This is a genomic window from Erythrobacter sp. YT30 (genome assembly GCF_001542875.1).
Lineage (GTDB): Bacteria > Pseudomonadota > Alphaproteobacteria > Sphingomonadales > Sphingomonadaceae > Erythrobacter.
The window spans coordinates 559,755-583,966 of sequence record NZ_LMAF01000001.1 but is presented as its reverse complement, the minus strand read 5'-3'; the positions used below and the strand labels follow the sequence as shown (position 1 = coordinate 583,966).

Annotated in this window: 29 protein-coding genes; 27 read left to right on the top strand and 2 right to left on the bottom strand. The window is 57.1% G+C overall.

Translation table 11 applies throughout. The features are described from left to right. Positions 1–9 precede the first annotated feature (9 nt). The 9 genes from AUC45_RS02760 (at position 10) to AUC45_RS02720 (ending at position 6,727) form a co-directional block, all read left to right on the top strand. Positions 10–543 (top strand): peroxiredoxin, encoded by a 534-nt coding sequence (locus tag AUC45_RS02760; RefSeq protein ID WP_067597783.1) that lies wholly within the window; start codon positions 10–12, stop codon positions 541–543. A 73-nt stretch (positions 544–616) separates the two neighbouring features. Next, on the top strand, positions 617–1,744 hold the full coding sequence (gene prfB / locus AUC45_RS02755; RefSeq protein WP_067597780.1) for a peptide chain release factor 2: 1,128 nt from the start codon (positions 617–619) through the stop codon (positions 1,742–1,744). Continuing rightward, positions 1,741–2,454 (top strand): class I SAM-dependent methyltransferase, encoded by a 714-nt coding sequence (locus tag AUC45_RS02750; protein ID WP_067597777.1) that lies wholly within the window; start codon positions 1,741–1,743, stop codon positions 2,452–2,454. The genes prfB and AUC45_RS02750 overlap by 4 nt, the downstream gene beginning before the upstream one ends. 118 nt (positions 2,455–2,572) lie before the next feature. Continuing rightward, positions 2,573–3,082: a bifunctional 3-hydroxydecanoyl-ACP dehydratase/trans-2-decenoyl-ACP isomerase gene (fabA, locus tag AUC45_RS02745; protein WP_067597774.1), complete on the top strand. Its 510-nt coding sequence runs from the start codon at positions 2,573–2,575 to the stop codon at positions 3,080–3,082. Between the two features lie 8 nt (positions 3,083–3,090). Then, entirely contained in the window at positions 3,091–4,320 is a 1,230-nt protein-coding gene (locus tag AUC45_RS02740) for a beta-ketoacyl synthase N-terminal-like domain-containing protein (RefSeq protein WP_067597771.1), read from the top strand. Between the two features lie 25 nt (positions 4,321–4,345). Further along, positions 4,346–5,134, top strand: coding sequence for an enoyl-ACP reductase (locus AUC45_RS02735; protein ID WP_067597768.1), 789 nt, complete (start codon positions 4,346–4,348; stop codon positions 5,132–5,134). A 20-nt stretch (positions 5,135–5,154) separates the two neighbouring features. Then, a complete protein-coding gene (locus AUC45_RS02730; RefSeq protein ID WP_067597765.1) occupies positions 5,155–5,544 on the top strand; it encodes a hypothetical protein in 390 nt (129 codons plus the stop codon). Then, positions 5,541–6,011, top strand: coding sequence for a GNAT family N-acetyltransferase (locus AUC45_RS02725; protein WP_067597762.1), 471 nt, complete (start codon positions 5,541–5,543; stop codon positions 6,009–6,011). The genes AUC45_RS02730 and AUC45_RS02725 overlap by 4 nt, the downstream gene beginning before the upstream one ends. Further along, complete coding sequence (locus AUC45_RS02720; RefSeq protein WP_067597759.1) at positions 6,008–6,727, top strand: triacylglycerol lipase; 720 nt, start codon at positions 6,008–6,010, stop codon at positions 6,725–6,727. Before AUC45_RS02725 ends, AUC45_RS02720 begins: the two co-directional genes overlap by 4 nt. Here AUC45_RS02720 and AUC45_RS02715 read toward each other — a convergent pair. Next, positions 6,724–7,740: a D-glycerate dehydrogenase gene (locus AUC45_RS02715; RefSeq protein ID WP_067597756.1), complete on the bottom strand. Its 1,017-nt coding sequence runs from the start codon at positions 7,738–7,740 to the stop codon at positions 6,724–6,726. The genes AUC45_RS02720 and AUC45_RS02715 overlap by 4 nt on opposite strands. Positions 7,741–7,829: 89 nt before the next feature. Between AUC45_RS02715 and AUC45_RS02710 the strand changes: the two genes are divergently transcribed. Continuing rightward, a complete protein-coding gene (locus AUC45_RS02710) occupies positions 7,830–8,327 on the top strand; it encodes an SH3 domain-containing protein (protein WP_233998507.1) in 498 nt (165 codons plus the stop codon). A 37-nt stretch (positions 8,328–8,364) separates the two neighbouring features. Here AUC45_RS02710 and AUC45_RS02705 read toward each other — a convergent pair whose 3' ends face one another. Beyond that, positions 8,365–9,561, bottom strand: coding sequence for an acetyl-CoA C-acyltransferase (locus tag AUC45_RS02705; protein ID WP_067597753.1), 1,197 nt, complete (start codon positions 9,559–9,561; stop codon positions 8,365–8,367). A 164-nt stretch (positions 9,562–9,725) separates the two neighbouring features. Here AUC45_RS02705 and AUC45_RS02700 point away from each other — a divergent pair, with 164 nt between their 5' ends. From AUC45_RS02700 to nuoL, 17 genes are all read left to right on the top strand, one after another. Continuing rightward, positions 9,726–11,156, top strand: a complete 1,431-nt coding sequence (locus AUC45_RS02700) for a coniferyl aldehyde dehydrogenase (protein ID WP_067598973.1) — start codon at positions 9,726–9,728, stop codon at positions 11,154–11,156. A 157-nt stretch (positions 11,157–11,313) separates the two neighbouring features. Next, complete coding sequence (locus AUC45_RS02695) at positions 11,314–11,688, top strand: NADH-quinone oxidoreductase subunit A (protein WP_067597750.1); 375 nt, start codon at positions 11,314–11,316, stop codon at positions 11,686–11,688. Next, on the top strand, positions 11,685–12,254 hold the full coding sequence (locus AUC45_RS02690) for an NADH-quinone oxidoreductase subunit B family protein (protein WP_197409492.1): 570 nt from the start codon (positions 11,685–11,687) through the stop codon (positions 12,252–12,254). Before AUC45_RS02695 ends, AUC45_RS02690 begins: the two co-directional genes overlap by 4 nt. Before the next feature lie 2 nt (positions 12,255–12,256). Next, entirely contained in the window at positions 12,257–13,015 is a 759-nt protein-coding gene (locus tag AUC45_RS02685) for an NADH-quinone oxidoreductase subunit C (RefSeq protein ID WP_067597748.1), read from the top strand. Beyond that, positions 13,015–14,226 carry an NADH-quinone oxidoreductase subunit D gene (locus AUC45_RS02680; protein WP_067597745.1) on the top strand — a complete coding sequence of 404 codons (1,212 nt, stop codon included), beginning with the start codon at positions 13,015–13,017 and terminating at the stop codon, positions 14,224–14,226. The genes AUC45_RS02685 and AUC45_RS02680 overlap by 1 nt, the downstream gene beginning before the upstream one ends. Further along, positions 14,223–14,405 carry a hypothetical protein gene (locus tag AUC45_RS02675; RefSeq protein ID WP_067597742.1) on the top strand — a complete coding sequence of 61 codons (183 nt, stop codon included), beginning with the start codon at positions 14,223–14,225 and terminating at the stop codon, positions 14,403–14,405. The genes AUC45_RS02680 and AUC45_RS02675 overlap by 4 nt, the downstream gene beginning before the upstream one ends. Then, on the top strand, positions 14,398–15,066 hold the full coding sequence (locus tag AUC45_RS02670; protein ID WP_067597739.1) for an NAD(P)H-dependent oxidoreductase subunit E: 669 nt from the start codon (positions 14,398–14,400) through the stop codon (positions 15,064–15,066). The genes AUC45_RS02675 and AUC45_RS02670 overlap by 8 nt, the downstream gene beginning before the upstream one ends. Then, positions 15,066–15,266, top strand: coding sequence for a hypothetical protein (locus tag AUC45_RS02665; RefSeq protein WP_067597736.1), 201 nt, complete (start codon positions 15,066–15,068; stop codon positions 15,264–15,266). The genes AUC45_RS02670 and AUC45_RS02665 overlap by 1 nt, the downstream gene beginning before the upstream one ends. Next, positions 15,253–16,545, top strand: a complete 1,293-nt coding sequence (gene nuoF, locus AUC45_RS02660; RefSeq protein ID WP_067597733.1) for an NADH-quinone oxidoreductase subunit NuoF — start codon at positions 15,253–15,255, stop codon at positions 16,543–16,545. Before AUC45_RS02665 ends, nuoF begins: the two co-directional genes overlap by 14 nt. Beyond that, positions 16,545–17,009, top strand: a complete 465-nt coding sequence (locus AUC45_RS02655) for a DUF3291 domain-containing protein (RefSeq protein ID WP_067597730.1) — start codon at positions 16,545–16,547, stop codon at positions 17,007–17,009. The genes nuoF and AUC45_RS02655 overlap by 1 nt, the downstream gene beginning before the upstream one ends. Beyond that, positions 17,010–19,025: an NADH-quinone oxidoreductase subunit NuoG gene (gene nuoG, locus AUC45_RS02650; protein WP_067597727.1), complete on the top strand. Its 2,016-nt coding sequence runs from the start codon at positions 17,010–17,012 to the stop codon at positions 19,023–19,025. It abuts the gene before it with no gap. A gap of 148 nt (positions 19,026–19,173) precedes the next feature. Further along, positions 19,174–20,220 (top strand): NADH-quinone oxidoreductase subunit NuoH, encoded by a 1,047-nt coding sequence (gene nuoH / locus AUC45_RS02645; RefSeq protein ID WP_067597724.1) that lies wholly within the window; start codon positions 19,174–19,176, stop codon positions 20,218–20,220. Then, positions 20,217–20,594 carry a hypothetical protein gene (locus AUC45_RS02640; RefSeq protein WP_156423718.1) on the top strand — a complete coding sequence of 126 codons (378 nt, stop codon included), beginning with the start codon at positions 20,217–20,219 and terminating at the stop codon, positions 20,592–20,594. The genes nuoH and AUC45_RS02640 overlap by 4 nt, the downstream gene beginning before the upstream one ends. Then, complete coding sequence (nuoI, locus tag AUC45_RS02635; protein WP_067597719.1) at positions 20,591–21,079, top strand: NADH-quinone oxidoreductase subunit NuoI; 489 nt, start codon at positions 20,591–20,593, stop codon at positions 21,077–21,079. Before AUC45_RS02640 ends, nuoI begins: the two co-directional genes overlap by 4 nt. Before the next feature lie 141 nt (positions 21,080–21,220). Beyond that, positions 21,221–21,847, top strand: coding sequence for an NADH-quinone oxidoreductase subunit J (locus tag AUC45_RS02630; RefSeq protein WP_067597716.1), 627 nt, complete (start codon positions 21,221–21,223; stop codon positions 21,845–21,847). A 46-nt stretch (positions 21,848–21,893) separates the two neighbouring features. Continuing rightward, entirely contained in the window at positions 21,894–22,199 is a 306-nt protein-coding gene (gene nuoK / locus AUC45_RS02625; RefSeq protein ID WP_067597713.1) for an NADH-quinone oxidoreductase subunit NuoK, read from the top strand. Between the two features lie 6 nt (positions 22,200–22,205). Further along, complete coding sequence (nuoL, locus tag AUC45_RS02620) at positions 22,206–24,197, top strand: NADH-quinone oxidoreductase subunit L (protein ID WP_067597710.1); 1,992 nt, start codon at positions 22,206–22,208, stop codon at positions 24,195–24,197. The last annotated feature ends 15 nt before the right edge of the window (positions 24,198–24,212 follow it).

The following is a 24,212-nucleotide window of genomic DNA, read 5'->3' as shown; positions in this document are numbered from 1 at the left end:
TGATTGGGTATGAGAAAGCTATTTCGAAACATGCTGCTCGCTCTCGCAGCGATTTGCGCCTCCCATGTTCCCGCAGCCGCCCAACTCGCAGTCGGCGACGACGCGCCCGATTTTACCACCAAAGCAGCGATGGCGGGCACCGAATTCGGCTATAGCTTGGCCATGGCTTTGCGGCAGGGGCCGGTCGTGCTCTATTTCTATCCTAAAGCATTCACATCGGGCTGTACGCTGGAAGCGAATGCCTTTGCCGAAGCGATGCCCCAATTCAAAGCAGCAGGCGCGAGCGTCATCGGCATGTCGAATGACAATATCGAGACGCTAAAACGCTTCAGCCGCGAAGAATGCCGCGATGCTTTCCCGGTCGCGGTGGCTGAGGGAAAGACGATGATCGCCTATGATGTCGGTAAAGGCGATAGCAGCTATGCGAGCCGCACATCTTACGTGATTGCGCCCGATGGCCGGATCGCTTTCGTCCATTCGAACAGCGATTATCGCGGCCATGTCAAAAAGACGCTCGAAGCGGTGCGCAAGCTCGCGAAGTAGACGCGGTGCGCTTTACAATCACGCGCGCGCCGCTAAGCGATGCGCTCTGACGTTTTAACGAAGGTATTGGGACATGCGGGCCGAAGCTCAGGCTCATATCGACAGGATCGAAGCAGCGCTTGATCTGGTGCGGCAATCGCTCGATTGGGAGCGGGCTTTGCGCCGCCTTGATGAGCTGAATGCGCGAGTGCAGGACCCAACCCTGTGGGACAATCCCAAGGAAGCGCAGGCCGTCAGCCGAGAGCAGAAACAGCTCGAAAGCGCGGTCGACACGGTGAACACGATCAGCTCCGAAATGGCGGATGCTGTCGAATTTATCGAAATGGGAGAAGCTGAGGCCGAGGAGAGCGTCGTCAATGACGGTCTCAAAAGTCTCGAAAAGCTGGCCAATCGCGCCGATGCGGATAAAGTGCAGGCTCTGCTATCGGGCGAGGCGGATGGCAACGACACCTATCTCGAAATCCATGCAGGTGCTGGCGGGACCGAATCCCAAGATTGGGCCGAAATGCTGTTCCGCATGTATGGCCGCTGGGCCGAAAGGCGCGGGTTCAAAGTCGAAACGGTCGAATACCAGGCAGGCGATCAGGCGGGCATCAAGTCGGCGACACTGCTGCTAAAAGGCGAAAATGCGTACGGCTATGGAAAAACGGAAAGCGGCGTCCACCGCCTTGTCCGCATCAGCCCTTATGACAGTGCTGCCAAGCGCCACACCAGCTTTTCGAGCGTCTGGGTTTATCCCGTGATCGATGATGACATCGATATCGAGATCAACCCGGCGGACCTCAAAATCGACACATACCGCGCATCAGGCGCAGGCGGTCAGCACGTCAACACGACCGATTCCGCCGTCCGCATTACGCACCAGCCCACTGGGATCGTGGTCGCGAGCCAGAACGATCGTTCGCAGCACAAAAACCGCGCTACGGCAATGAATATGCTGAAAGCGCGGCTGTTCGAGCGCGAAATGGCAGAGCGCGAAGCCGCCGCATCCGGCGAATATCAGGAAAAGAGCGAGATTGGTTGGGGTCACCAGATCCGGTCTTACGTCCTGCAACCCTATCAGATGGTCAAAGACCTTCGTACCGGCGTTACCTCAAGTTCGCCTGACAAGGTTCTGGATGGAGAGATTGATCTTTTCATCTCCGCAGCGCTCGCCCAGCGGGTGACGGGCGAAGCTGTCGAGGTGGAGGATGTTGAATGATGCGGGCAGGAGTGCTCCTTGCGCTCCTCGCGCTGCTGGGTGCTTGCGATCAGGCAGCTGACGCACCGCAGCGCCCCCGAACCGCACTTGAATTTCCGCTGCCTGACAGGCCTGTTGCGAAAATTGTATCCAACCAGTTTTCAAACGAAGACGCGCGTGATGAGCGCGGCGAAGCGCAAAAGGTAATGGATCTTGCCAATATCCGTGACGGGATGACGGTTGCCGATATCGGTGCGGGCGAGGGGTATTACACCGTGCGTCTAGCTGAAAGAGTGGGCGAGGCGGGCCGCGTTTTGGCGCAGGATATCGATGAAGAAGCGCTTGGCCGTCTTGCGCGCAGGGTCGAACGTGAGCGATTGGAGAATATCTCGATCAAGCCCGGCGCGGTTGATGATCCGCGCCTTCCTTCAGACAGTTTCGACCGGATTTTTCTTGTCCATATGTATCACGAAGTTGGCGAGCCCTACGCGTTTTTGTGGCGCATGTGGCCAGCGTTGACGCAGACGGGCCAGATCATTGTGGTCGAAGCGGATCGGCCGACCAATCGTCACGGCATGCCTCCGCCCCAACTTTTTTGCGAGTTTGAAGCGGTGGGATACAGCCTCATCGAATTCATCGAAAAACCTGACATCAAAGGGTATTTCGCGCGTTTTCAACGTGGCGAGGAGCGCGTGGAACCCGGCGCTATCAAAGTCTGCAGCAGCAACTGATTTCGGGCATCATCAACACAATCGCCAGCGTGCATCCTCGCGCGCTCTTTTCCTCGCCAATATGGGCTGCTAGGCGCTCTTTCGAACGTAAAACAACAGGTGGGCAATACCAGCGGGCATGACAGAATTTCCAACCAGCTTTGACCGTGATGATCTCTTAAAATGCGCAAGGGGCGAATTGTTTGGCCCCGGCAATGCGCAATTGCCCGAACCGCCCATGCTGATGATGGACCGGATCACCGATATCTCGGGCGATGGCGGCGAGCATGGCAAGGGCCACGTCGTGGCTGAATTCGATATCAAGCCTGATCTCTGGTTCTTCGATTGCCATTTTCCGGGCAATCCAATTATGCCAGGCTGTCTTGGCCTAGATGGGCTGTGGCAGCTAACCGGGTTCAATCTGGGCTGGCGCGGCTGGCAGGGCCGCGGCTATGCGCTCGGTGTCGGGGAGGTGAAGCTGACCGGCATGGTGCGGCCTGACCGCAAGATGCTGAAATACTTCGTTGATTTCACCAAGGCAGTTCAAACACGGCGTTTGACTATGGGCGTCGCCGATGGCCGTGTCGAAGCCGATGGTGAAGTCATCTATCAAGTCAAAGACATGAAAGTAGCGCTTTCCGAAGCGTAAGGGGGATCATGCGTCGCGTCGTTATAACAGGGCTGGGGATCGTATCCTCAATCGGGAACAATGCAGCAGAGGTGCTTGCCTCGCTGAAAGCGGGCAAATCGGGCATCACATTCAATGAAGACATGGCCGAACACGGTTTCCGCTCGCAGATTGCGGGCGCGGTCGACCTCGACATCAAAGAACACGTCGATAAGCGCACTCTGCGTTTCATGGGGCCGGGTGCTGCCTATGCCCATATCGCGATGGGGCAGGCGGTTGCTGATGCGGGGCTTGAAGAAAAGGACGTTATCAACCCGATGACAGGTGTGATTGCCGGGTCCGGCGGTCCTTCAACATCCGCCATGCTGGCGGCGCATCAGACCGTGCTCAAAACAGGTGCGACCAAGCGGATTGGCCCGTTTGCTGTGCCCAAGACGATGTCGTCCACTGTCAGCGCCAACCTCGCGACGGCCTATCAGATCAAGGGCATGAACTTCTCGATCACGTCGGCCTGTTCCACCTCGCTTCATTGTATCGGCATGGCCGCGCAACAAATCGCGCTTGGTCAGCAGGACGTGATGTTCGGCGGTGGCGGGGAAGAGCTTGATTGGACGCTTTCATGCCTGTTTGACGCCATGGGCGCGATGTCGAGCAAGTATAACGACACACCCGAACGTGCCTCGCGAGCATTCGATGCTGACCGTGATGGTTTTGTCATTGGTGGTGGTGGAGCGATTGTGGTGCTCGAAGCGCTCGAACACGCGCAAGCGCGCGACGCGAAAATCTATGCCGAAGTCACCGGTTTCTGTGCCACATCGGATGGCGCCGATATGGTGGCACCTTCTGGCGAGGGAGGGGAGCGCGCCATGCGCGGCGCTGTCAAAACGCTTAGCGAAGATCGCACAGTCAGCTACATCAACGCCCATGGTACCTCGACCCCTGTGGGTGACGTCGGCGAAATCGAGGCAGTACGCCGGGTCTTTGGCGAGGGCAGCACTCCTCCGGTCAGCTCAACCAAATCGATGACTGGCCACAGCCAGGGCGCAACCGGCGCGCAGGAAGCGGTCTATTGCCTGCTCGCGCTCGAACATGATTTCATCATTCCCTCGATCAACGTCGAAACGCTCGATCCGGCGCTGAAGCCTGAAGAGATCGCAACGCAGCTCGTCGAAAATGCCGGGCTTGATACGGTGATGACCAATAGCTTTGGATTTGGCGGCACCAATGGTTCGATGTTGATGTCGAAATTTCACGGATAACGGCCAAGGATAGGGTGACATAGACATGGGCGCACTCACTGGAAAACGCGGCCTCGTAATGGGCGTTGCCAATGAACGTTCAATCGCGTGGGGTATTGCAAAGGCGTGCGCTGAGGCAGGCGCTGAACTCGCCTTTACCTATCAGGGCGAAGCCTTTGGCAAGCGATTGGAGCCATTGGCTGAAAGCGTCGGCTCTGATTTTATGGTGGATGTGGACGTAACCGATGATGCATCACTTGATGCAGCTTTCGATGCCTTGCAAAAGCGGTGGGGTAGGCTCGATTTCGTCATTCACGCGATCGCCTATTCCGATAAGTCGGAACTCACGGGGCGAATTCTCGACACATCGCGGCAGAACTTCAAAAACTCGATGGATATTTCCGCCTACAGCCTGATCGAAGTGGCACGGCGCGCGCATCCCATGATGGTTGAGAATGGCGGAACGATCATCACGCTCAGCTATATGGGCTCAAACCGCGTGACCCCCAATTACAACGTGATGGGCGTTGCGAAAGCCGCCTTGGAAGCTGCTGTTCGATATCTGGCGGACGATCTTGGCCCCGAGGGTATTCGCGTTAACGCGATCAGCCCTGGCCCGATGAAAACGCTTGCCGGCTCTGCCATTGGCGGCGCGCGAAAGGTTTACAAGCACACCGAAGCCAACACTCCTCTGCGCGCCAATGCGACCTTGGAAGCGGTCGGCGGGACAGCGGTATACCTTTGCAGCGAAGCAGGCGCGTGCACCACGGGCGAGATCATCCGCGTCGATGGCGGTTTCCACGTCCTTGGCATGCCGCAGCACGAAAACCTGTAGGCGGTTCGGCAGGAAGCGTTTTGGCCCGGCTTCCTCCTTTATCTGAAGACGAGATTGCACGGCGGCTGCCCGTCTGGGCCATCCTATCCGAAGCTTTCCAAGACACGGAATTGGAAGATTCCGACTATGATCGGATGGCGCGCGAACTCGCGCAATCGGGATACTATGCGGATGAAGTGGAACACATCTACAGACGCGAGGTTGCACCTGCTTTTTGCGTCAACATGCTGAGCGCGGCAGGCGAATGGCGCGGATGGCCCGATGATTTCATCAAAAAACGCGTTTTGCAGAAGCGTAACTCGTTCCTGTCGAACTTGGTGTGCCGCCTGCTAATTTCAGGTCACATACAGGATGAGTGGAACAAATTGCATATACGGTTGGTGAGGAGACCGGAGGACGTGAGCGAATGACTGGTTCATCTGTCGAGATAGCGCGCACCGATCTGAGCGAGCCCGATGTGATCGCGCTGCTTGAGCTGCATCACGCTGAAATGGAGCAATTCTCGCCGCCTGGCACCTGTCATGTGCTCGATTTGAGCGGTTTGAAATCCCCCCATATCGAGGTTTATGCGGCGCGAAATGCCGGTCGTCTGTGTGCCATCGGCGCGCTGAAGCACCATGGTGACTTTGCCGAGATTAAGTCCATGCGCGCTCATCCTGATGCGCGCGGGACAGGCACGGGTAAAGCGATGCTCGAGCATTTGATTGGGAGGGCGCGCGCACTCGGCTTTGCCAGCATCAAGCTCGAAACGGGCTCCACACAAGTGTTCGAAGCGGCGCTTTCGCTCTATAAATCATACGGATTTGAACCTTGCGGATCGTTCGCGGGGTACACGCCGGGCGAGTTTAACAAGCTCTTTTCGCTGGATCTCGCATGATGGAACAAAAACCACCTTCGCCGGGCTTATTATTCCGCGAAGTCCCAAGTCTCGCGCTGATCTGGTCGAGCCCGGTTCGCCCCGTGCGATTGCCGTCAAAGCACTCCGCTTTGGAAGCCGCATCCGACTTGCCGCCCGTGCTCGTCTTCCCAGGCATTCTTTCGAATGATTACGCAACCTCGCTGATGCGCCGCACTCTCACCGCGTCGGGCTTTCCTGCGTATGGGTCACGAATGGGGGTGGTGACCGGCGTCACACCCCGCCTGTTTGCCAAGGCGGAACGGCGCCTTGACGCGGTTTGGAAGAAGCACGGCCAAAAGGTCTGTGTGATAGGGATCAGCCTAGGCGGGCTATTCGCACGAGTTTTGACGCAGCGACATCCGGAAAAGGTTGAGCTTGTAATGACGCTCGGCACACCGTTTTCCGGCAATCGCCGGGCCAACAATGCCTGGCGCGTCTACGAGGCGATCAACGATCACACGGTCGATAATCCGCCTTTGCCCGACAATCCGAGCGCCAAACCACCGGTGAAGACCATCGCGATATGGTCAAGGCGTGACGGGATCGTAGCGCCAGCCTGTTCACGCGGGACCGAAGACGAAAGCGATATCGCAATTGAAGTACCAGAAACGCATTTTCAGTTTTCGGCGAGCAGACCCTCGATCGCACATGTGCTTCAATTGCTGCACGATCATGCGGCAGATGGCGAAGATTAGCTGATGAGGGCCGTCAGAACCTGATCAGGCGGTCTGTGCCCATCGGCCCAGAACCGGATATTCGCGATGACTTTCTCGCCAGATGCTTCGCGTCCTTCAACGGTGGCGCTGCCGATATGGGGGAATGTCATGACATTGGGGTGCGCGATCAGCCGGGGATCGATGTTCGGTTCATCGGGATAGACATCGAGACCAGCGCCTATCAGATGGCCGTTTTCAAGCGCTGCGATCAGCGCCTCCTGCTCGATCAACTCGCCGCGCGCTGTGTTGATGATGCTTGATCCCGGCTTCATCAAGGCAATCCGCCGCTCATCGATCAGGCCCGCCGTCTCGTCGGTGAGGGGGCAGTGAAGCGTCAGAATGTCAGCTTCCGCCATCAGCGCATCGACATCGGAAACGTAACGCGCGCCCAGCATGCTCTCGACCGCCGAGGGGAGCTGTTTGCGGTTGGTGTAGGCCACCTCAAGCCCGAAGGCGCGCGCGCGGTGTGCCACGGCCTGCCCGATGCGGCCCATGCCAACAATGCCGAGCACTTTGCCGCCCAGCTTGCGCCCCAAAAGGCCAGACGGTGCCCATCCGGTCCATTCGCCACGTCGCACCAATCCCGTTCCCTCGCGGATTCGGCGCGGCACGCCGATAATTGCAGCCATGGTTATGTCAGCGGTGTCGTCAGTGAAGACGCCAGATGTATTCGTTACAATGATCTTGCGTTTCGCGGCTGCTGCCAGGTCAATATGCTCCGTTCCCGCGCCGAAATTCGCAATGAGCCGCAATTCATCACCTGCGGCCGCGATCATTTCAGCGTCAATCCGGTCCGTCACAGTCGGCACCAGCACGTCGCAGCTCTGCATCGCTTCGATCAATGCATCGCGGCTCATCGGTTTATCTTCAACGTTGAGCGTACTTTCGAAAAGCTCGGCCATGCGCGCCTCGACACTCGGCATAAGCTGGCGGGTAACGACCACTTTGGGGCGTCCTGCGGCGAAGTGGGGCGAAGCTGTCGAATTGGCCATGGGCGACGGGCTAAGGCGAGTTGGCCGCTCTGGTCAAGACGCGTGCGAATTCATCATACAAGCTATCCCAATTGGGTTGATGGAATCAGATGTCCAACGCTATTGATAAGACCATGATTGCTCCTCGGTTTGCCTCGCTTTTTGTCTCCGCTCTTGTCGCGCTTGGATTGTCCTTGCCCGCACTTGCGCAAGACAATGATGCGACCGAATGGCGCAGCCTCAGATATGAAGAAGTCCGCATGCGCGTTGGGCCCAGTCAGGATTACCCGATTGACTGGATTTACAAGCGCAAAGGATTGCCAGTGAAAGTCATCCGCAAGCGCGAAGCGTGGAGCCTTGTGGTCGATCACGAGGGCACTCAAGGTTGGGTTGCCGACAGTCAGCTCAGCAAAGCGCGCGGCGGCATGGTGAAGGGCGAGGGCGTCACCGAATTGCGCGCGGAACCAAACGCAAATGCCCAGATCCGTTGGCGGGCCGAACCCGGCGTTGTCGGCAAGCTTGGTGCCTGCCAGGCCGACTGGTGCGAGATGGAAGTCGATGGCCGCACAGGCTGGGTGCAGCGCGGACGTTTATGGGGCGTTGAATAGGGGCGGGGGACCAAATCCGCGCCGCCCCATATCGAGACTAGGCTAGCTCGACAGCAATCGCGGTTGCTTCGCCGCCGCCGATACAAAGGCTCGCAACGCCTTTGCTTTTGCCCTGCTGTTTCAGCGCATTGATCAGCGTCACCAGAATTCGTGTGCCCGATGCGCCGATGGGGTGACCCAGCGCGGTCGCGCCGCCGTTAACATTGATCTTTTCGTGCGGGATGCCGATGTCGCGCATTGCGAACATGGCAACGCAGGCAAATGCCTCATTCACTTCCCAAAGATCGACGTCTTCGATGCTCCAGCCAGCGTTATCGAGAACCTTCTGGATCGCCCCGACCGGTGCGACGGTGAAGTCTTTCGGCTCGCGTGCATGGGCGGCCATACCGACAATCTTGGCGACGGGCGTTTGGCCATTGGCGCTCGCAACACTTTCGCGGGTGAGCACAACGGCTGCCGCGCCGTCAGAGATAGAGCTGGATGTCGCTGCCGTAATGGTGCCGTCCTTGGCGAATGCTGCACGCAGTTGCGGGATTTTGTCTGGGCGGCCTTTACCAGGCTGCTCATCAGTTTCGACCGTCACATCGCCTTTGCGGGTCTTGAAGGTTACGGGCACCACTTCATCCGCGAATGCTCCGCTCTCAATCGCAGCATTGGCGCGCGACAGGCTTTCTATCGCATAGTTATCCTGCTCTTCGCGGGTAAGCTGGTATTCGTTGGCCGTGTCCTGAGCGAACGTGCCCATCGCGCGGCCTTCCTCATAGGCATCTTCAAGCCCATCTAGGAACATATGATCGTAAGTGGTGTCGTGGCCCAGACGCGCGCCTGAGCGATGCTTTTTGAGGAGATAGGGCGCATTGGTCATGCTCTCCATCCCGCCTGCGACCACATAATCAACGGTGCCGCTGGCGAGCGCTTCTGCACCCATAATGACTGTCTGCATGCCGCTGCCGCACACTTTGTTGACGGTTGTGGCCTGCACCGATTTGGGAAGGCCTGCTTTCACCATCGCTTGACGGGCAGGGGCCTGGCCAAGGCCTGCGGGGAGAACACAGCCCATATAGGCTCGGTCAAAATCCTCTCCGGCAACGCCTGAACGTTCAACCGCAGCTTTCACGGCCGTTGCGCCCAGATCGGTCGCCGAAACATCAGCCAAAGCGCCTTGCATCCCGCCCATCGGCGTACGCGCATATGAGAGGATGACGATCGGATCTGAAGAGGAGAATTGGGCCATCGGGGAAATCCTTTGTATGAGTCGCACAATGCGGGGTCTTTCGCCGCCTGATGCCAAACCCATGGCCGTTTGCGCAAGATGAATTGCTTGCCACTTTCGTCGTATTGGGCAAGGAAGATGGCAAAACACAACCTAATCGCGCCATTCCATCGGGGAGAGACCACATGGCAGACAATCACAACGCAAAGCTTGATGCCTTGCTCAAGCATCAGCGCGACGCTTTCACCGCCTCACGCCCTGAAAGCATGAGCGTGCGCAAAGATCGCATCAAACGCGCGATGGCCTTGGTGAAAGAAAATGGCGACGCTTTCTGCAAAGCGATGGCGGCCGATTTCGGCAATCGCTCCATGCACCAGAGCATGCTGACCGATGTCGCGGCCACAGTGGGTGCCGGTAAGCATGCGCTCAAAAACATGGACAAGTGGGCCAAGTCAGAGCGGCGGCCAGTGCAATTTCCGCTCGGGCTTCTCGGTGCGAAGGCTGAAGTTCGTTACGAACCCAAGGGTGTGATTGGCATTCTCAGCCCGTGGAACTTCCCGCTCCAGCTCGCCTTTGGCCCCTTGATGCAAGTGCTTGCCGCCGGCAATCGCGCGATGATCAAGCCAAGCGAATTCACCGAGCGGACGTCGGAATTGATGGCTGAACTTACGTCAGAATTCTTTGCCGAGGACGAAGTCGCAGTCGTGACTGGTGGCCCAGAAGTGGCGGCGGCGTTTTCGGAGCTGCCTTTCGATCACCTGGTCTTCACAGGCTCAACGCCTACGGGACGGCTGGTGATGCAGGCCGCTGCCAAAAACCTGGTGCCCGTCACCCTGGAGCTCGGCGGAAAGTCACCTGTCATCATGGGCCGCAGCGCCAATTTTGAGAAAGCGGGCGAACGGATCGCCTTGGGCAAGATGATGAATGCGGGCCAGATCTGCCTCGCGCCTGACTATATGTATGTGCCTGAGGATAAGCAGGACGAGGCGGTCGCTGGCGTTTCCAACGGTGTCTCGGCGATGTACCCGACACTGCTCGAAAACGATGATTACGCATCGATCGTGTCTGATCGCCATTTCGAACGGCTTCAGGGTCTCGTCGAAGATGCGCGCGACAAGGGCGCTGAGGTGATTGAAGTCAATCCGGGTGGTGAGGATTTCAGCTCTGCCAACCAGCGCAAGATGCCGCTCAACATCCTCAAGAACGTCACCGATGAGATGAAAGTGATGCAGGAGGAGATCTTTGGCCCTGTCCTGCCGGTGATGACATACAATTCGGTCGATCAGGCGGTTGACTATGTAAACGAGCATGATCGCCCGCTCGGCCTCTATTACTTCGGTGAGGACAAATCCGAGCAAGAGCGTGTTCTTACTCGCACAATCTCGGGCGGTGTGACGACAAACGATGTGATCTTTCATGTGTCGATGGAAGACCTGCCGTTTGGCGGCGTCGGACCGTCCGGGATGGGCAGCTATCACGCGATCGAAGGCTTCAAGGAATTCAGCCACGCACGCGCCGTCTATCACCAGCCAAAGATCGATATTGCAGGTCTGGGCGGGTTCAAGCCACCTTATGGCAAAGCGACAGAGAAAGCAGCGGCTGGCATCATGAAATAAGCAAGCCTTAGTGACAGGATTGGCGCGCAGTCCTCTCTGTTCGCTTTCTTGCAACACATATACGCCGATTTACCGGTAAATCCGGGGCGACACGTGCTTGCGAAATCCCGAAGAGGCGCGTAACGGGAGCGCGGGATAAATCATCTTGGACAGCGCCGTGTTGGATCTTAGCCAGTATCTGCCGATACTGTTTTTCATTGTCATCGCTCTCGCGATATCATGCCTCTTCGTCTTCCTCCCCATGGGAGTGTCGCGGTTGACGGGTGCGCACAATCCGGATGCGGAAAAATTGTCGGAATATGAATGCGGTTTCCCCGCATTCGAAGACGCACGCAGCCAATTCGATGTGCGCTTTTATCTGGTCGCCATCAGCTTTATCATTTTCGATCTTGAGGCTGCGTTTCTTTTCCCATGGGCGGTAAGCCTCGGAGAAACCGGCTGGATCGGCTGGGCCGGAATGATGACATTCCTTTTCATCCTCGCCGTTGGCCTCGCTTATGAATGGAAGAAGGGAGCTCTGGACTGGGAATGAGCACCGTAGTTACCCCCCCTAACGCACTTCCCGATGTACCGACCGCAAAACCAGGCGAAATCAAAACACCGGATGCGGACTATTTCAACGCGCTTCAGACTGAAGTGAATGACAAGGGTTTTCTTGTCACGTCTACTGAAGATCTGTTCAATTGGGCCCGCACCGGCTCGCTGTGGTGGATGACATTCGGCCTCGCATGCTGCGCGGTTGAGATGATCCACGTGAATATGCCGCGCTATGACATGGAACGCTTTGGTGTGACCCCGCGTGCTTCCCCACGCCAATCAGACGTGATGATTGTCGCAGGCACGCTTTGCAACAAGATGGCACCCGCTTTGCGCAAGGTATATGATCAGATGTCTGATCCTAAATATGTGATCAGCATGGGTTCGTGTGCCAACGGCGGTGGATATTACCACTATTCCTACAGCGTCGTGCGCGGATGTGACCGGATTGTGCCGGTTGATATCTACGTGCCCGGATGTCCCCCAACGGCAGAAGCGTTGCTCTATGGCGTGATGCAATTGCAGCGCAAAATCCGCCGCACCGGGACGATTGAGCGGTAATCATGGCTGTTGTTCACTCCGCCCCAAAATTCGCCTCGAACGAAGGTGTTCTCGACACGCTTTGCGAGAGCCTCAGCGTGTGGCTTGATGGCGCGCGCGAGGAGCATGGCGAAATCATCCTGACGGCCAAGCGCGATGAAATCGCCAATGTTCTCAAGATTTTGCGCGACGATCACGGTTACCAGCAGTTGATGGAAATTGCTGGCGCAGACTATCCTGACAGGTCTGAGCGGTTCGAAGTCGTCTACATGCTTTTGTCGCTGACCAAGAACCATCGGATCATGGTGAAATGCTCGACTGACGAGAACACGCCGGTGCCGACCGTCACGACCCTGTGGCCAAATGCAGGTTGGCTGGAGCGTGAGGTGTTCGATCTTTACGGCGTAACATTCGCGGGCAATCCTGATCTGCGCCGCATCCTTACCGATTACGGCTTTGAAGGGCATCCATTCCGCAAGGATTTCCCGATGACGGGCTACACCGAATTGCGGTATTCCGAGGATGAAAAACGTGTCGTTTACGAGCCGGTTGAACTGGCGCAGGACATGCGGACATTTGATTTTCTCTCGCCGTGGGAAGGCTCTGATTACGTGCTTCCAGGCGATGAAAAAGCGGATGGCCCGCCGCAGGTGGACAAACCCAAGGTCACCGAAAAGCCTGCCGATACCGGCGCTGGCCCGAAGGCTGAGGAAAACGCAGCCGAAGGCACCGATGCCGTGCCGCCAGACATGATCGAAGTTGATATTGAGGAGGACGAATAATGGGCGTCCAAATCGAAGAATCGCCAACCACCGAAGGCGATGTCATCCAGAATTATACGATCAATTTCGGGCCTCAGCACCCCGCCGCGCACGGCGTTTTGCGCATGGTGATGGAGCTTGATGGCGAAGTGATCGAACGCGTCGATCCGCATGTCGGCCTGCTCCACCGTGGCACCGAAAAACTGATCGAAACAAAGACTTACTTGCAGGCTCTGCCATATTTTGATCGCCTGGACTATTGTTCTCCGTTGGCGCAGGAATACTCCTATGTGCTCGCGATTGAGAAGCTGCTGAACATTGAAGTGCCAGAGCGCGCGCAATACCTGCGCGTTCTGTTCGCTGAGCTGACACGCATCTGCAATCACATGCTGAATATCGGCGCGCATGTCATGGATGTTGGCGCGATGACGCCAAACCTTTGGGTGTTCGAAATCCGTGAGGATTGCCTCAATTTCTTCGAACGCGCATCTGGTGCGCGCATGCACTCTGCCTGGTACCGCCCCGGCGGCGTCCACCAGGATGTGCCGGAAAAGCTGCTGGTTGATATCGGTAACTGGATCGATACGCGTCTGCCCGAGCTTTTCGGCGATGCCATGAGTCTTGTGACCGACAACCGCATTTTTAAACAGCGCAATGTCGATATCGCTGTGGTGAGCCGCGATGATGCCGTTGCTTGGGGCTTTTCAGGACCTATGATCCGCGCCGCCGGTATTCCATGGGATCTGCGCAAGTCGCAGCCTTATGACGTCTATGATCGGATGGAGTTCGATATCCCTGTCGGCACCAATTCCGATTGCTATGACCGTTTCATGGTGCGCGTGAACGAAGTTTGCGAGAGCGCCAAGATCATCAAGCAGTGCCTGCGCGATATGCCATCCGGTCCTGTGGCCAGCACAGACGGCAAAGTTTCCCCGCCCAAGCGCGGCGAGATGAAGCAATCGATGGAAAGCCTGATCCACCACTTCAAGCTTTACACCGAAGGCTTCCACGTGCCCGAGGGCGAAGTTTATGTCGCTACCGAAAGCCCCAAAGGCGAATTCGGGGTGTACCTGGTGAGCGATGGCACGAACAAACCATACCGCTGCAAAATCCGCCCAACCGCATTCAGCCACCTTCAAGCGATGGATATGATGAGCAAAGGCCACATGTTGCCTGATGCGACTGCTATCCTCGGTGCGATTGACGTGGTTTTCGGAGAGTGTGACCGGTGAATCGCAAGCCCATCATCCATCTCGGCATGGCCATGTGCGCCATTGCGATTGCTTCACATGTGGCGGGCATTATGGACCTTGGCAGTCTTGTCTGGGGTTTTGTTGCCGTCCTCATTATGCTTAGCGCCGCTCTCACTTTGACTTTGGCGGCAGAAAAAAGGGATCAGTCCAATGGCTGACCGGACACCCGCACCTGACACGCCTGAACTCCGCGCTCGTTGGGGCGATTTTGAGTGGACGCCTGAGAACAAGAAAAAGGCGGATTACCACATCGCCAAATATCCTGACGGCCGGGCGAAGTCGGCGACTATGCCGCTGCTTGATCTTGCACAGCGTCAGGTGGGCGAGGAAACGGACACGCAAGGGTGGCTGCCGCTTCCCGTCATTGAATATGTTGCGAAATACATCGACGTGCCGGTGATCCGCGTTCTCGAAGTCGCGACTTTCTATTTCATGTACAACATGAAGCCTGTCGGCAAATACCACGTTCAGGTCTGCGGCACGACGCCGTGCATGCTGCGCGGCTCTGACGAGATCATCAGTGCTTGCAAAAAGCGCGGAATGGAATTTGGCAAAGTCTCTGAAGACGGCCTTTGGACTCTCACCGAAGTTGAATGCATGGGCAACTGTGCCACCGCGCCAATGGTCCAGATCAATGACGACAATTACGAAGACCTGACGCCGGAACGTCTAGACACCGTGCTCGACGCGCTGGCAAAGGGTGAACAGCCCAAGACCGGCACGCAAGAGCCGGGCAGGCACACGTCGGAGCCCAAGGATGGGGCGACGACGCTCAAGGAAATGGTTGACGCCAATCACGATTACCGGAGTGACTGGTGATGAATGGCGGAATTCTCGCACTGATGATGGGAGGCTTTATTGCCTTCGGCGTCGGCGCGTATCTTGCGGCGACAGGTGAGCGCCCCACCGGCATTGCCGCGATGGGCATGGGATTGCTGTTCCAGGTGCTGACTTTGCGCCAACTGAGAATTGCGAAAGCCCAGTCAAAAGCAAGGGATCAAAACGATGCTCGCGGATAAGGACCGCATCTTTACCAATGTCTATGGTTTTCAGGACTGGGGCCTGAAAGCAGCGCAGGCGCGCGGCGATTGGGATGACACCAAGGCGCTGATCCAGCGCGGCGAAGAAGCCATTATCGAAGAAATCAAGGCATCGGGCCTTCGCGGGCGGGGCGGGGCAGGTTTCCCAACCGGCCTCAAATGGTCCTTCATGCCGAAATCGTCGGCTGACGGTCGGCCAAGCTTCCTCGTTATCAATGCCGACGAATCCGAGCCCGGCTCGTGCAAGGACCGCGAAATCATTCGCCACGATCCGCACAAACTGGTCGAAGGCGCGCTGGTCGCTGGCTTCGCCATGCGCGCTCGCGCGGCCTACATCTACATTCGCGGCGAGTATATCCGCGAGGCTGAAACGCTGCAGGCGGCTATCGACGAAGCCTATGATGCTGGCCTGATCGGTAAGAATGCGAGCGGATCAGGCTACGATTTCGACGTGTTTATGCACCGCGGCGCGGGTGCTTATATCTGCGGTGAAGAAACCGCGATGATTGAAAGCCTCGAAGGCAAAAAGGGCCAACCGCGTCTCAAGCCGCCATTCCCGGCAGGTGCTGGCCTTTATGGCTGCCCAACGACGGTGAACAACGTTGAAAGTATCGCGGTTGTCCCGACGATCCTCAGGCGCGGCGCTTCGTGGTTCTCCAGCTTTGGACGTGAGAACAATCACGGCACTAAGCTTTTCCAGATCAGCGGCCATGTCGAACAACCCTGCGTTGTCGAAGAGGCGATGAGCATTCCCTTCCGCGAGCTGATTGAGAAGCATTGCGGAGGAATTACAGGGGGTTGGGACAACCTTTTGGCCGTTATTCCTGGTGGTTCCTCGGTGCCTCTGGTGCCAGCCGAGCAGATCATGGATGCCCCGATGGACTTTGACGGGCTGAAAGAGCTTGGCTCAGGCCTCGGTACGGCGGCTGTGATAGTCATGGACAAGTCGACCGATATCGTTCGAGCGATTTCGCGCCTCTCCTACTTCTACAAGCACGAAAGCTGCGGTCAGTGCACGCCATGCCGTGAGGGTACCGGGTGGATGTGGCGCATGATGGAGCGTTTGCGCACCGGTGATGCGGCGATTGAAGAAATCGACATGCTGCACGAAGTCACCAAGCAGGTCGAAGGACACACAATCTGCGCGCTTGGCGATGCTGCGGCTTGGCCGATCCAGGGCCTTATCCGCCATTTCCGCCCCGAACTTGAAAAGCGCATTCACGAGCACAACGCGCAATTCGCGGAGGCTGCTGAGTGATGCACATCGCCGAACTCAATATCGGTCGTTTTAAATACCCGACCGACGACCCGCGCATGGCCGGTTTCATGGACAACCTTGATTTGGTGAATGGCATTGCCGAGCGCAGTCCAGGATTCGTCTGGCGGCTCAAAGACGATAGCAACAACGCGACCAATTTCCGCATTGGCGATGACATGGCAGTCAATCTGTCCGTCTGGGAAGACGCTGCGTCGCTGGAGCACTTTGTGTTCAACACGCTCCATGAGAAGTTCTATCGGGGCAAAGACAAATGGTTCGAGGACGCCAATGAAGCGCACCTCGTCTTTTGGTACGTGCCTGAAGGGCACGAGCCGACGCTCGAAGAGGCATGGGATCGCCTTCAGGATTACCAGCAAAACGGCGCCACCGAGCGCGCGTTTGGTTGGGAGAAAATCATGGATGCCAAGCGCATGAGCGCGGTCCGATGTGCGGTAGGAAGTTAGATGCCTAAAGTCACCGTAGACGGCGAAGAAATCGAAGTCCCGGCGGGGGCGACTGTCCTTCAGGCTTGCGAGCTTGCTGGTAAAGAAATCCCGCGTTTTTGTTACCACGAACGCCTAAGTATCGCTGGTAACTGCCGGATGTGCCTTGTCGAAGTGAAGCCGGGGCCGCCAAAGCCTCAGGCAAGCTGTGCGCTTCCTGCTAGCGATGGTCAGGAAATCCGCACCGATACGCCGATGGTCAAAAAGGCACGCGAAGGGGTGATGGAGTTTCTCCTTATCAACCACCCATTGGATTGCCCGATTTGCGATCAGGGCGGCGAGTGCGATCTGCAAGACCAGTCGATGACCTATGGCAAAGGCGTCTCGCGGACCAAGGAACACCGCCGTGCGGTTACAGAGAAGTACATGGGGCCTCTCATCAAGACGGTGATGACGCGCTGCATTCACTGCACGCGCTGCGTGCGCTTCTCTGAAGAAATTGCCGGCGTTGATGAAATCGGCGCGCTGTATCGCGGCGAAGACATGCAGATCACGACCTATCTCGAACAGGCCGCTGCACACGAGCTTTCTGCCAATGTGATTGATCTGTGCCCAGTCGGCGCTTTGACGTCACGGCCCTACGCTTTCGAAGCGCGTCCGTGGGAATTGAAGCGGACGCTCAGCATTGATGTGTCCGATGCGGTTGGCGCCAATATCTCCCTTCATTCGAAGGGCCGCGAAGTCATGCGCGCGCTTCCACGCATCAATGACGATGTGAATGATGAGTGGCTATCAGACAAAGGCCGCTATCAGGTCGATGGCCTCACAAAGCGCCGCCTGGACAAGGTTTTCGTCCGTCGCGACGGTAAGTTGATGCCTGCGGACTGGAACGAGGCGTTCGAGACGATCAAATCGGCGCTCGGCTCCGACACATCGAGCATCGCGGCTGTCGCTGGCGATATGGTCGATTGCGAGACGATGTTTGCCGCGAAAACCCTCCTGAAAGCGAGCGGTTCAAGCCTGCTCGAAGCGCGTCAGACGGGCATGACCTACGACGTGTCGAACACCGCAGCAGTGAATTTCAATTCGACCTTTGCCGGAATTGAAACCGCTGATTGCATTTTGATTGTCGGCTCGCACATCCGCTGGGAAGCGGCGCTGGTGAATGCTCGCCTGCGCAAGGCTGTGAAACAAGGTGCAAAAGTCTTTGTGGTCGGCCCGGAATGGGAGACGACCTATCCAACGACATTCCTTGGCGAAGATCTGAAAGTCCTGAACCGCGTGCCCAAGGAATTGGGCGATGCGATGAAGGCGGCGGAGCGTCCTGCGGTTATCCTCGGCGGCGCGGCATTGGCCAAAGGTGCACTGGGCGTGGCCTTGAAGCTGGTCGACAAGTTCGGCCTCGTGAAAGACGGTTGGAACGGCTTCAACGTCCTTCACATGAGCGCAGCGCGCATGGGATCGCTGATGCTCGATTTCATTGTGCCGGGCGGCATGGCGGAGATTGCGAGCGCGAAGCCGAAAGTGCTTCTGAGCCTCGGCGCGGATGAAATGGACCACGCGCCATTCGCCGACAGCTTGAAAGTTTATATCGGCCACCATGGCGATAAAGGCGCGCACGCTGCAGACGTGATCCTGCCTGCGGCCTCCTACGCCGAGAAGGACGGGACCTACGTCAACACCGAAGGCCGCGTGCAATTCGCGGAAAAAGCGGTGTTTGCGCCCGGAGATGCCCGCGAGGATTGGACAATCCTGCGCGCACTTGCCGATGTGTTGGGCGTGAATGTGGGCTTTGACAGTTTTGGCGAATTGCAAACCGCGATGATCCGCGAAGTGCCTGCTTTGGGCGAAGAGGGTCTGGCGGATTACGGCGCGCTTCCAAAAGCCGACAGATCTGCGAAGGCAGAAGGCGCAATCACGTCCTATCCTATTGCGGACTTTTACCTCACCAATCCGATCGCCCGTGCGAGTTCGGTAATGCAGCAATGCTCGGCTGAATTGCTCCACGCCGATGAGATCAAGGAGGCTGCGGAGTGAGCTATGTCCGAGCTACTGTCTGCCCTAGCGAGCATAGACTGGCACGAAGTCCGAAAGAAGTTGCCAGGCTGGGCTTGGTTTGGCTGCTCTGTTGTGGTGCTGCTGATTATAGTGGCGGTGACATTCTTGATAATTCACGAGATCTGATGTGACCGATTTCTTCCAATCATTTGGCCTGCCTTATGAGGCCGCATGGACTGTCGCGACAATTGCGGGCATCCTCCTCATCGCTCTGCCGCTGATGCTTGCGGTGGCGATGGTCATTTACGTTGACCGAAAGGTTCTTGGCGCGGTTATGCTTCGGCGTGGTCCCAATGTGGTGGGGCCGTTTGGCCTGCTCCAATCCTTTGCAGATGGCCTGAAGGTCTTTTTGCAAGAAACCATCATTCCGAGCGCGGCCAACAAGGGCATTTTCCTCCTTGCGCCGATCATCACATTCACCGTCGCGCTCGCCGCATGGGCGGTGATCCCGTTTGATGCGGGAGTGGTGCTCGCCGATATCAATGTCGGCCTGCTCTACATCCTCGCGATCAGCTCTCTTGGCGTTTACGGCGTCGTGATGAGCGGGTGGGCATCGAACTCCAAATACCCGTTTTTCTCCGCGATGCGGGCCGCCGCGCAAATGATCTCTTACGAGGTCTCCATCGGCTTTATCCTCGTCTGCGTCGTCCTTTGGGCAGGCACGTTCAATATGAGCGGTATTGTCGAGGCTCAACGCGGGCACGGGCTGGGCATCGTCAACGGATTCTTCTTCAACCCGCTGATGTTCCCGATGTTTGTGGTGTTCTTCATCTCGGCTTTGGCAGAGACCGCGCGCGCGCCGTTCGATTTGACTGAGGCGGAATCGGAGCTGGTTGCGGGCTACCAGACCGAATACTCCTCGATGAGCTTCGCGCTGTTCTGGCTAGGCGAATACGCAAACATTCTCTTGATGTGCTCGCTGTGCACTCTGCTGTTTGTCGGCGGGTGGCTGCCGCCTGTTGAATGGGCGCCGCTTTACTATGTGCCGGGGATCGTATGGTTCCTGCTCAAAACCTTCGGCTTCTTCCTCGTCTTCAGCTGGATTTGGGCGACCGTGCCGCGCTATCGCTATGACCAGCTGATGCGGCTTGGCTGGAAGGTCTTCCTTCCGATGAGCCTGCTGTTTGTCGCAGCGATTAGCGGCTATCTGATGGCGACGGGGCATTTCGGATGATTATTGCACCAATCCTCGCCTCGTACTCGCTAGTTCTGAGTTGCAATGGAATGGAATCCTCTGGCTTGCTCCAGCAAGAGCGAGACGTCTCGTTTACGATCTCTGTGAGTGACAAAGGCTTTGTGGGAGCGGGCGGCCCCTTCGAGGGTGCGATTGAACAGAGCAATCGTATTCAGAATGATGGTAGCAGGCTTCTTCTTGCAAATTATCGCGGTCTCCCCGCCTCCCAACTGCAACTGATTTTCAAATCCGATTCATTGGAAGTTACATGGATGGTGGTTGATTATCGTAGCCGGGAAGGAGAAGGCATTATTGAAGCCCAAGGCGATGCGACTTGTTCGACGCAGGAAATAGAAAAGGTCGATCTGGCATGACAACCGCAACACAGCTTCTCAAATCGTTCACCCTCTACGAATTTGTTAAAGCGCACGCGCTGACCTTGAAGTACTTCTTCAAGCCCAAAGTGACGATCAACTATCCATTTGAAAAATCACCGCTCAGCCCGCGTTTTCGCGGGGAGCATGCGCTGCGTCGTTATCCCAATGGCGAAGAGCGCTGCATTGCGTGCAAACTGTGCGAGGCCGTCTGCCCGGCGCAGGCGATCACCATCGAATCCGAACCGCGCGAGGACGGCAGCCGCCGCACCACTCGTTATGACATCGACATGACGAAGTGCATCTATTGCGGTTTCTGCCAAGAGGCGTGCCCGGTGGATGCCATCGTTGAGGGTCCAAACTTCGAATACGCCACCGAAACGCGGGAAGAATTGCTTTACGACAAGGCAAAACTGCTCGCAAACGGTGACAAATGGGAACGGGCCATCGCGGCCAATCTTGAAGCGGACGCTCCCTACCGCTAGGGGCCTCTCGCGAAACACAACAGGGACAAGCGATTCCGGCCAACCAGCGTTCGCTAAAGGGTCGGTTTCGAGGGATTACAAAGGGATCAGATTGCCGCTCAAGATCACTGCTTTTGCAGGGTCATCCGCGGATAACTCACCATGATACAGGCACTCGCCTTCTACCTTTTTGCAGCCATCGTTGTCGCAAGCGCGGTGATGGTCATCCTTTCCCGCAACCCGGTGCACTCTGTGCTGTGGTTGATCCTCGCGTTTTTCAACGCGGCGGGCCTGATGGTGATCGTCGGCGCTGAGTTTATCGCGATGCTGCTGGTGATCGTTTATGTCGGCGCGGTCGCGGTGTTGTTCCTGTTCGTGGTGATGATGCTCGACATCGATTTTGCCGCAATGCGCGCGGGGCTTGTGAAGAATTTCCCGCTGGGCATCGCGATGGCGCTTATTCTGCTCGCTGAACTCGGCCTTGCGCTGGGTGTCTATGGCGCGGGTGGGCTGGAATTGGGCGATGCGGCGGCCAATGATGCAGCGCAGAACCTTGGCGAAAGCAATATCGAGGCCATCGGGCGCCTGCTTTACGGACGCTATATCCTGCTGTTTGAGATTGCCGGGATCATCCTGCTGGTCGCGATGATTGGTGCGATTGTCTTGACTCACCGCGCGCCGAAACCGGGCGCACGCGGACGTCAGGATATTGGCAAGCAGATCAGCCGTCGCCCGGACGAGGCTACAGTCATGAAGCGGCCGACCATCGGCGAGGGGGTTGAGCTGTGACCCTTCGACAAGCTCAGGATGAGCGGATCAGCGGAGTGCTTCGCACATGATTGGCATCGAACACTATCTTGTCGTGGGCGCGATCCTTTTCGTGCTTGGCGTGCTGGGTATCTTCATCAATCGCAAGAACGTGATCGTGATCCTGATGTCGGTTGAGCTCATTCTGTTGAGCGTGAACATCAACCTCGTCGCTTTCAGTGCATTTATGAACGACCTGACAGGGCAGATCTTCGCGATGATGGTGCTGACTGTGGCGGCTGCAGAGGCTGCGATCGGGCTTGCCATCTTGGTCATCTATTATCGCGGCCGCGGCACCATCGCGGTCGATGATGTGAACCAGATGAAGGGATAAGCGCGCATGTCTCCTATCCTCATCATCGTATTTGCGCCGCTGATTGCAGCGATAATCGCAGGGTTCGGCAATCGTGCGCTTGGAAATACGGGCGCCAAAGTAGTCACGACGGGCGCTTTGTTCCTGTCCGCGATCCTTAGCTGGCCAATATTCATCGCGTTCCTGACAGGGGATGCGATTGCCGAAGTCGTCCCAGTGCTGAAATGGGTGCAATCGGGCGAGATGACATTTGATTGGGAGCTGCGCGTTGATGCTCTCACCGCTGTCATGCTGGTGGTGATCAACACCGTTTCCGCACTCGTGCACCTTTATTCCTGGGGGTACATGGAGGAAGACCCGGATCAGCCGCGCTTCTTCGCTTATCTCTCGCTCTTCACCTTCGCGATGTTGATGCTGGTGACGGCGGACAACCTCGTCCAGATGTTCTTTGGCTGGGAAGGCGTGGGCCTCGCCTCCTATCTCCTCATCGGTTTCTGGTTCAAGAAGCCCAGCGCGGGCGCAGCGGCGATCAAGGCTTTCGTCGTCAACCGTGTGGGCGATCTCGGCTTTATGCTCGGTATCTTCGGCACGTATCTGGTGTTCAAGACCACTTCGATCCCGGAAATCCTTGATGCTGCGCCAGCGATGAGCGGGGCGACCATCGGTTTCCTCGGTATGCGGCTTCAGACGATGGATGTGTTGTGCATTCTCCTCTTCATCGGAGCGATGGGCAAATCCGCGCAGCTTGGTCTCCACACATGGCTGCCTGATGCGATGGAGGGGCCAACACCTGTGTCCGCGCTCATCCACGCCGCGACCATGGTTACCGCTGGCGTGTTCATGCTGTGCCGCCTCTCGCCCATGTTTGAGACAGCGCCAACCGCGCTGATGGTTGTGACAGTGACTGGCGGGGCTACCTGCTTCTTTGCCGCGACCATCGGGACAACGCAGTGGGATATCAAGCGCGTGATCGCGTATTCGACCTGCTCGCAGCTCGGCTATATGTTCTTTGCAGCAGGTGTCGGTGCATATGGCGTCGCGATGTTCCACCTGTTCACACACGCGTTCTTCAAGGCACTGCTTTTCCTTGGCGCAGGTTCAGTGATCCACGCGATGCATCACGAGCAGGACATGCGGTATTATGGCGGCCTTAGGAAGCACATCCCCATAACCTTCTGGGCGATGATGGCGGGCACGCTCGCGATTACAGGGCTGGGCGTTTATCACCTCGGAGTTGGCTTTGCTGGTTTCTGGTCGAAAGATGCCATTCTTGAAGTCGCCTTTGCGCGCGGCACAGGGCTTTCGGTCACTGCATTCTGGCTCGGCGTGACTGCGGCGCTGCTTACAAGCTTCTACAGCTGGCGCCTGATGTTCCTCACCTTCTGGGGCAAGCCACGCTGGATTGAGAGCGAGCATATTCAGCATTCGGTTCACAAAACTCCCGAAGAGGCTGGCGAAGACACGACAGGCGGTTATCACCCACACGAAAGTCCGCTTACGATGCTTGTTCCGCTCGGATTGCTGACGGTTGGAGCTGTGCTCGCCGGGCAAGTCTTTGCGCCGAGCTTCCTCGATGATGCTGCCTTCTGGGATGGATCAGTTTTCTACAATGCGAACCTCATCGCTGCGATGCATGCAGTGCCATACTGGGTGAAGTATTCGGCGCTGATCGTGATGATCCTTGGTTTTGCAGGCGCCTACCTTGCCTACATCGCAAAGCCAGACATCCCTGCAAAGTTCGTTGGCACCTTTGGCTGGCTTCACAATTTCGTGTTCCGCAAATGGTACTTCGACGAGCTTTACGATCGCATCTTTGTAAAGCCTGCTTTCTGGTTTGGCCGCCAGTTCTGGAAGCTGGGCGATATCGGTACGATTGATCGCTTTGGCCCCAATGGTATTGCTGCCGTGGTCCAGCGCGGATCGGTCGCCGCGAAGTCGATCCAATCGGGCTATCTCTACACATACGCGCTGATCATGCTTCTGGGCCTGATCGCCGCTGTCACTTACGTGCTGCTCTAGGGGCGAATTAAGAGC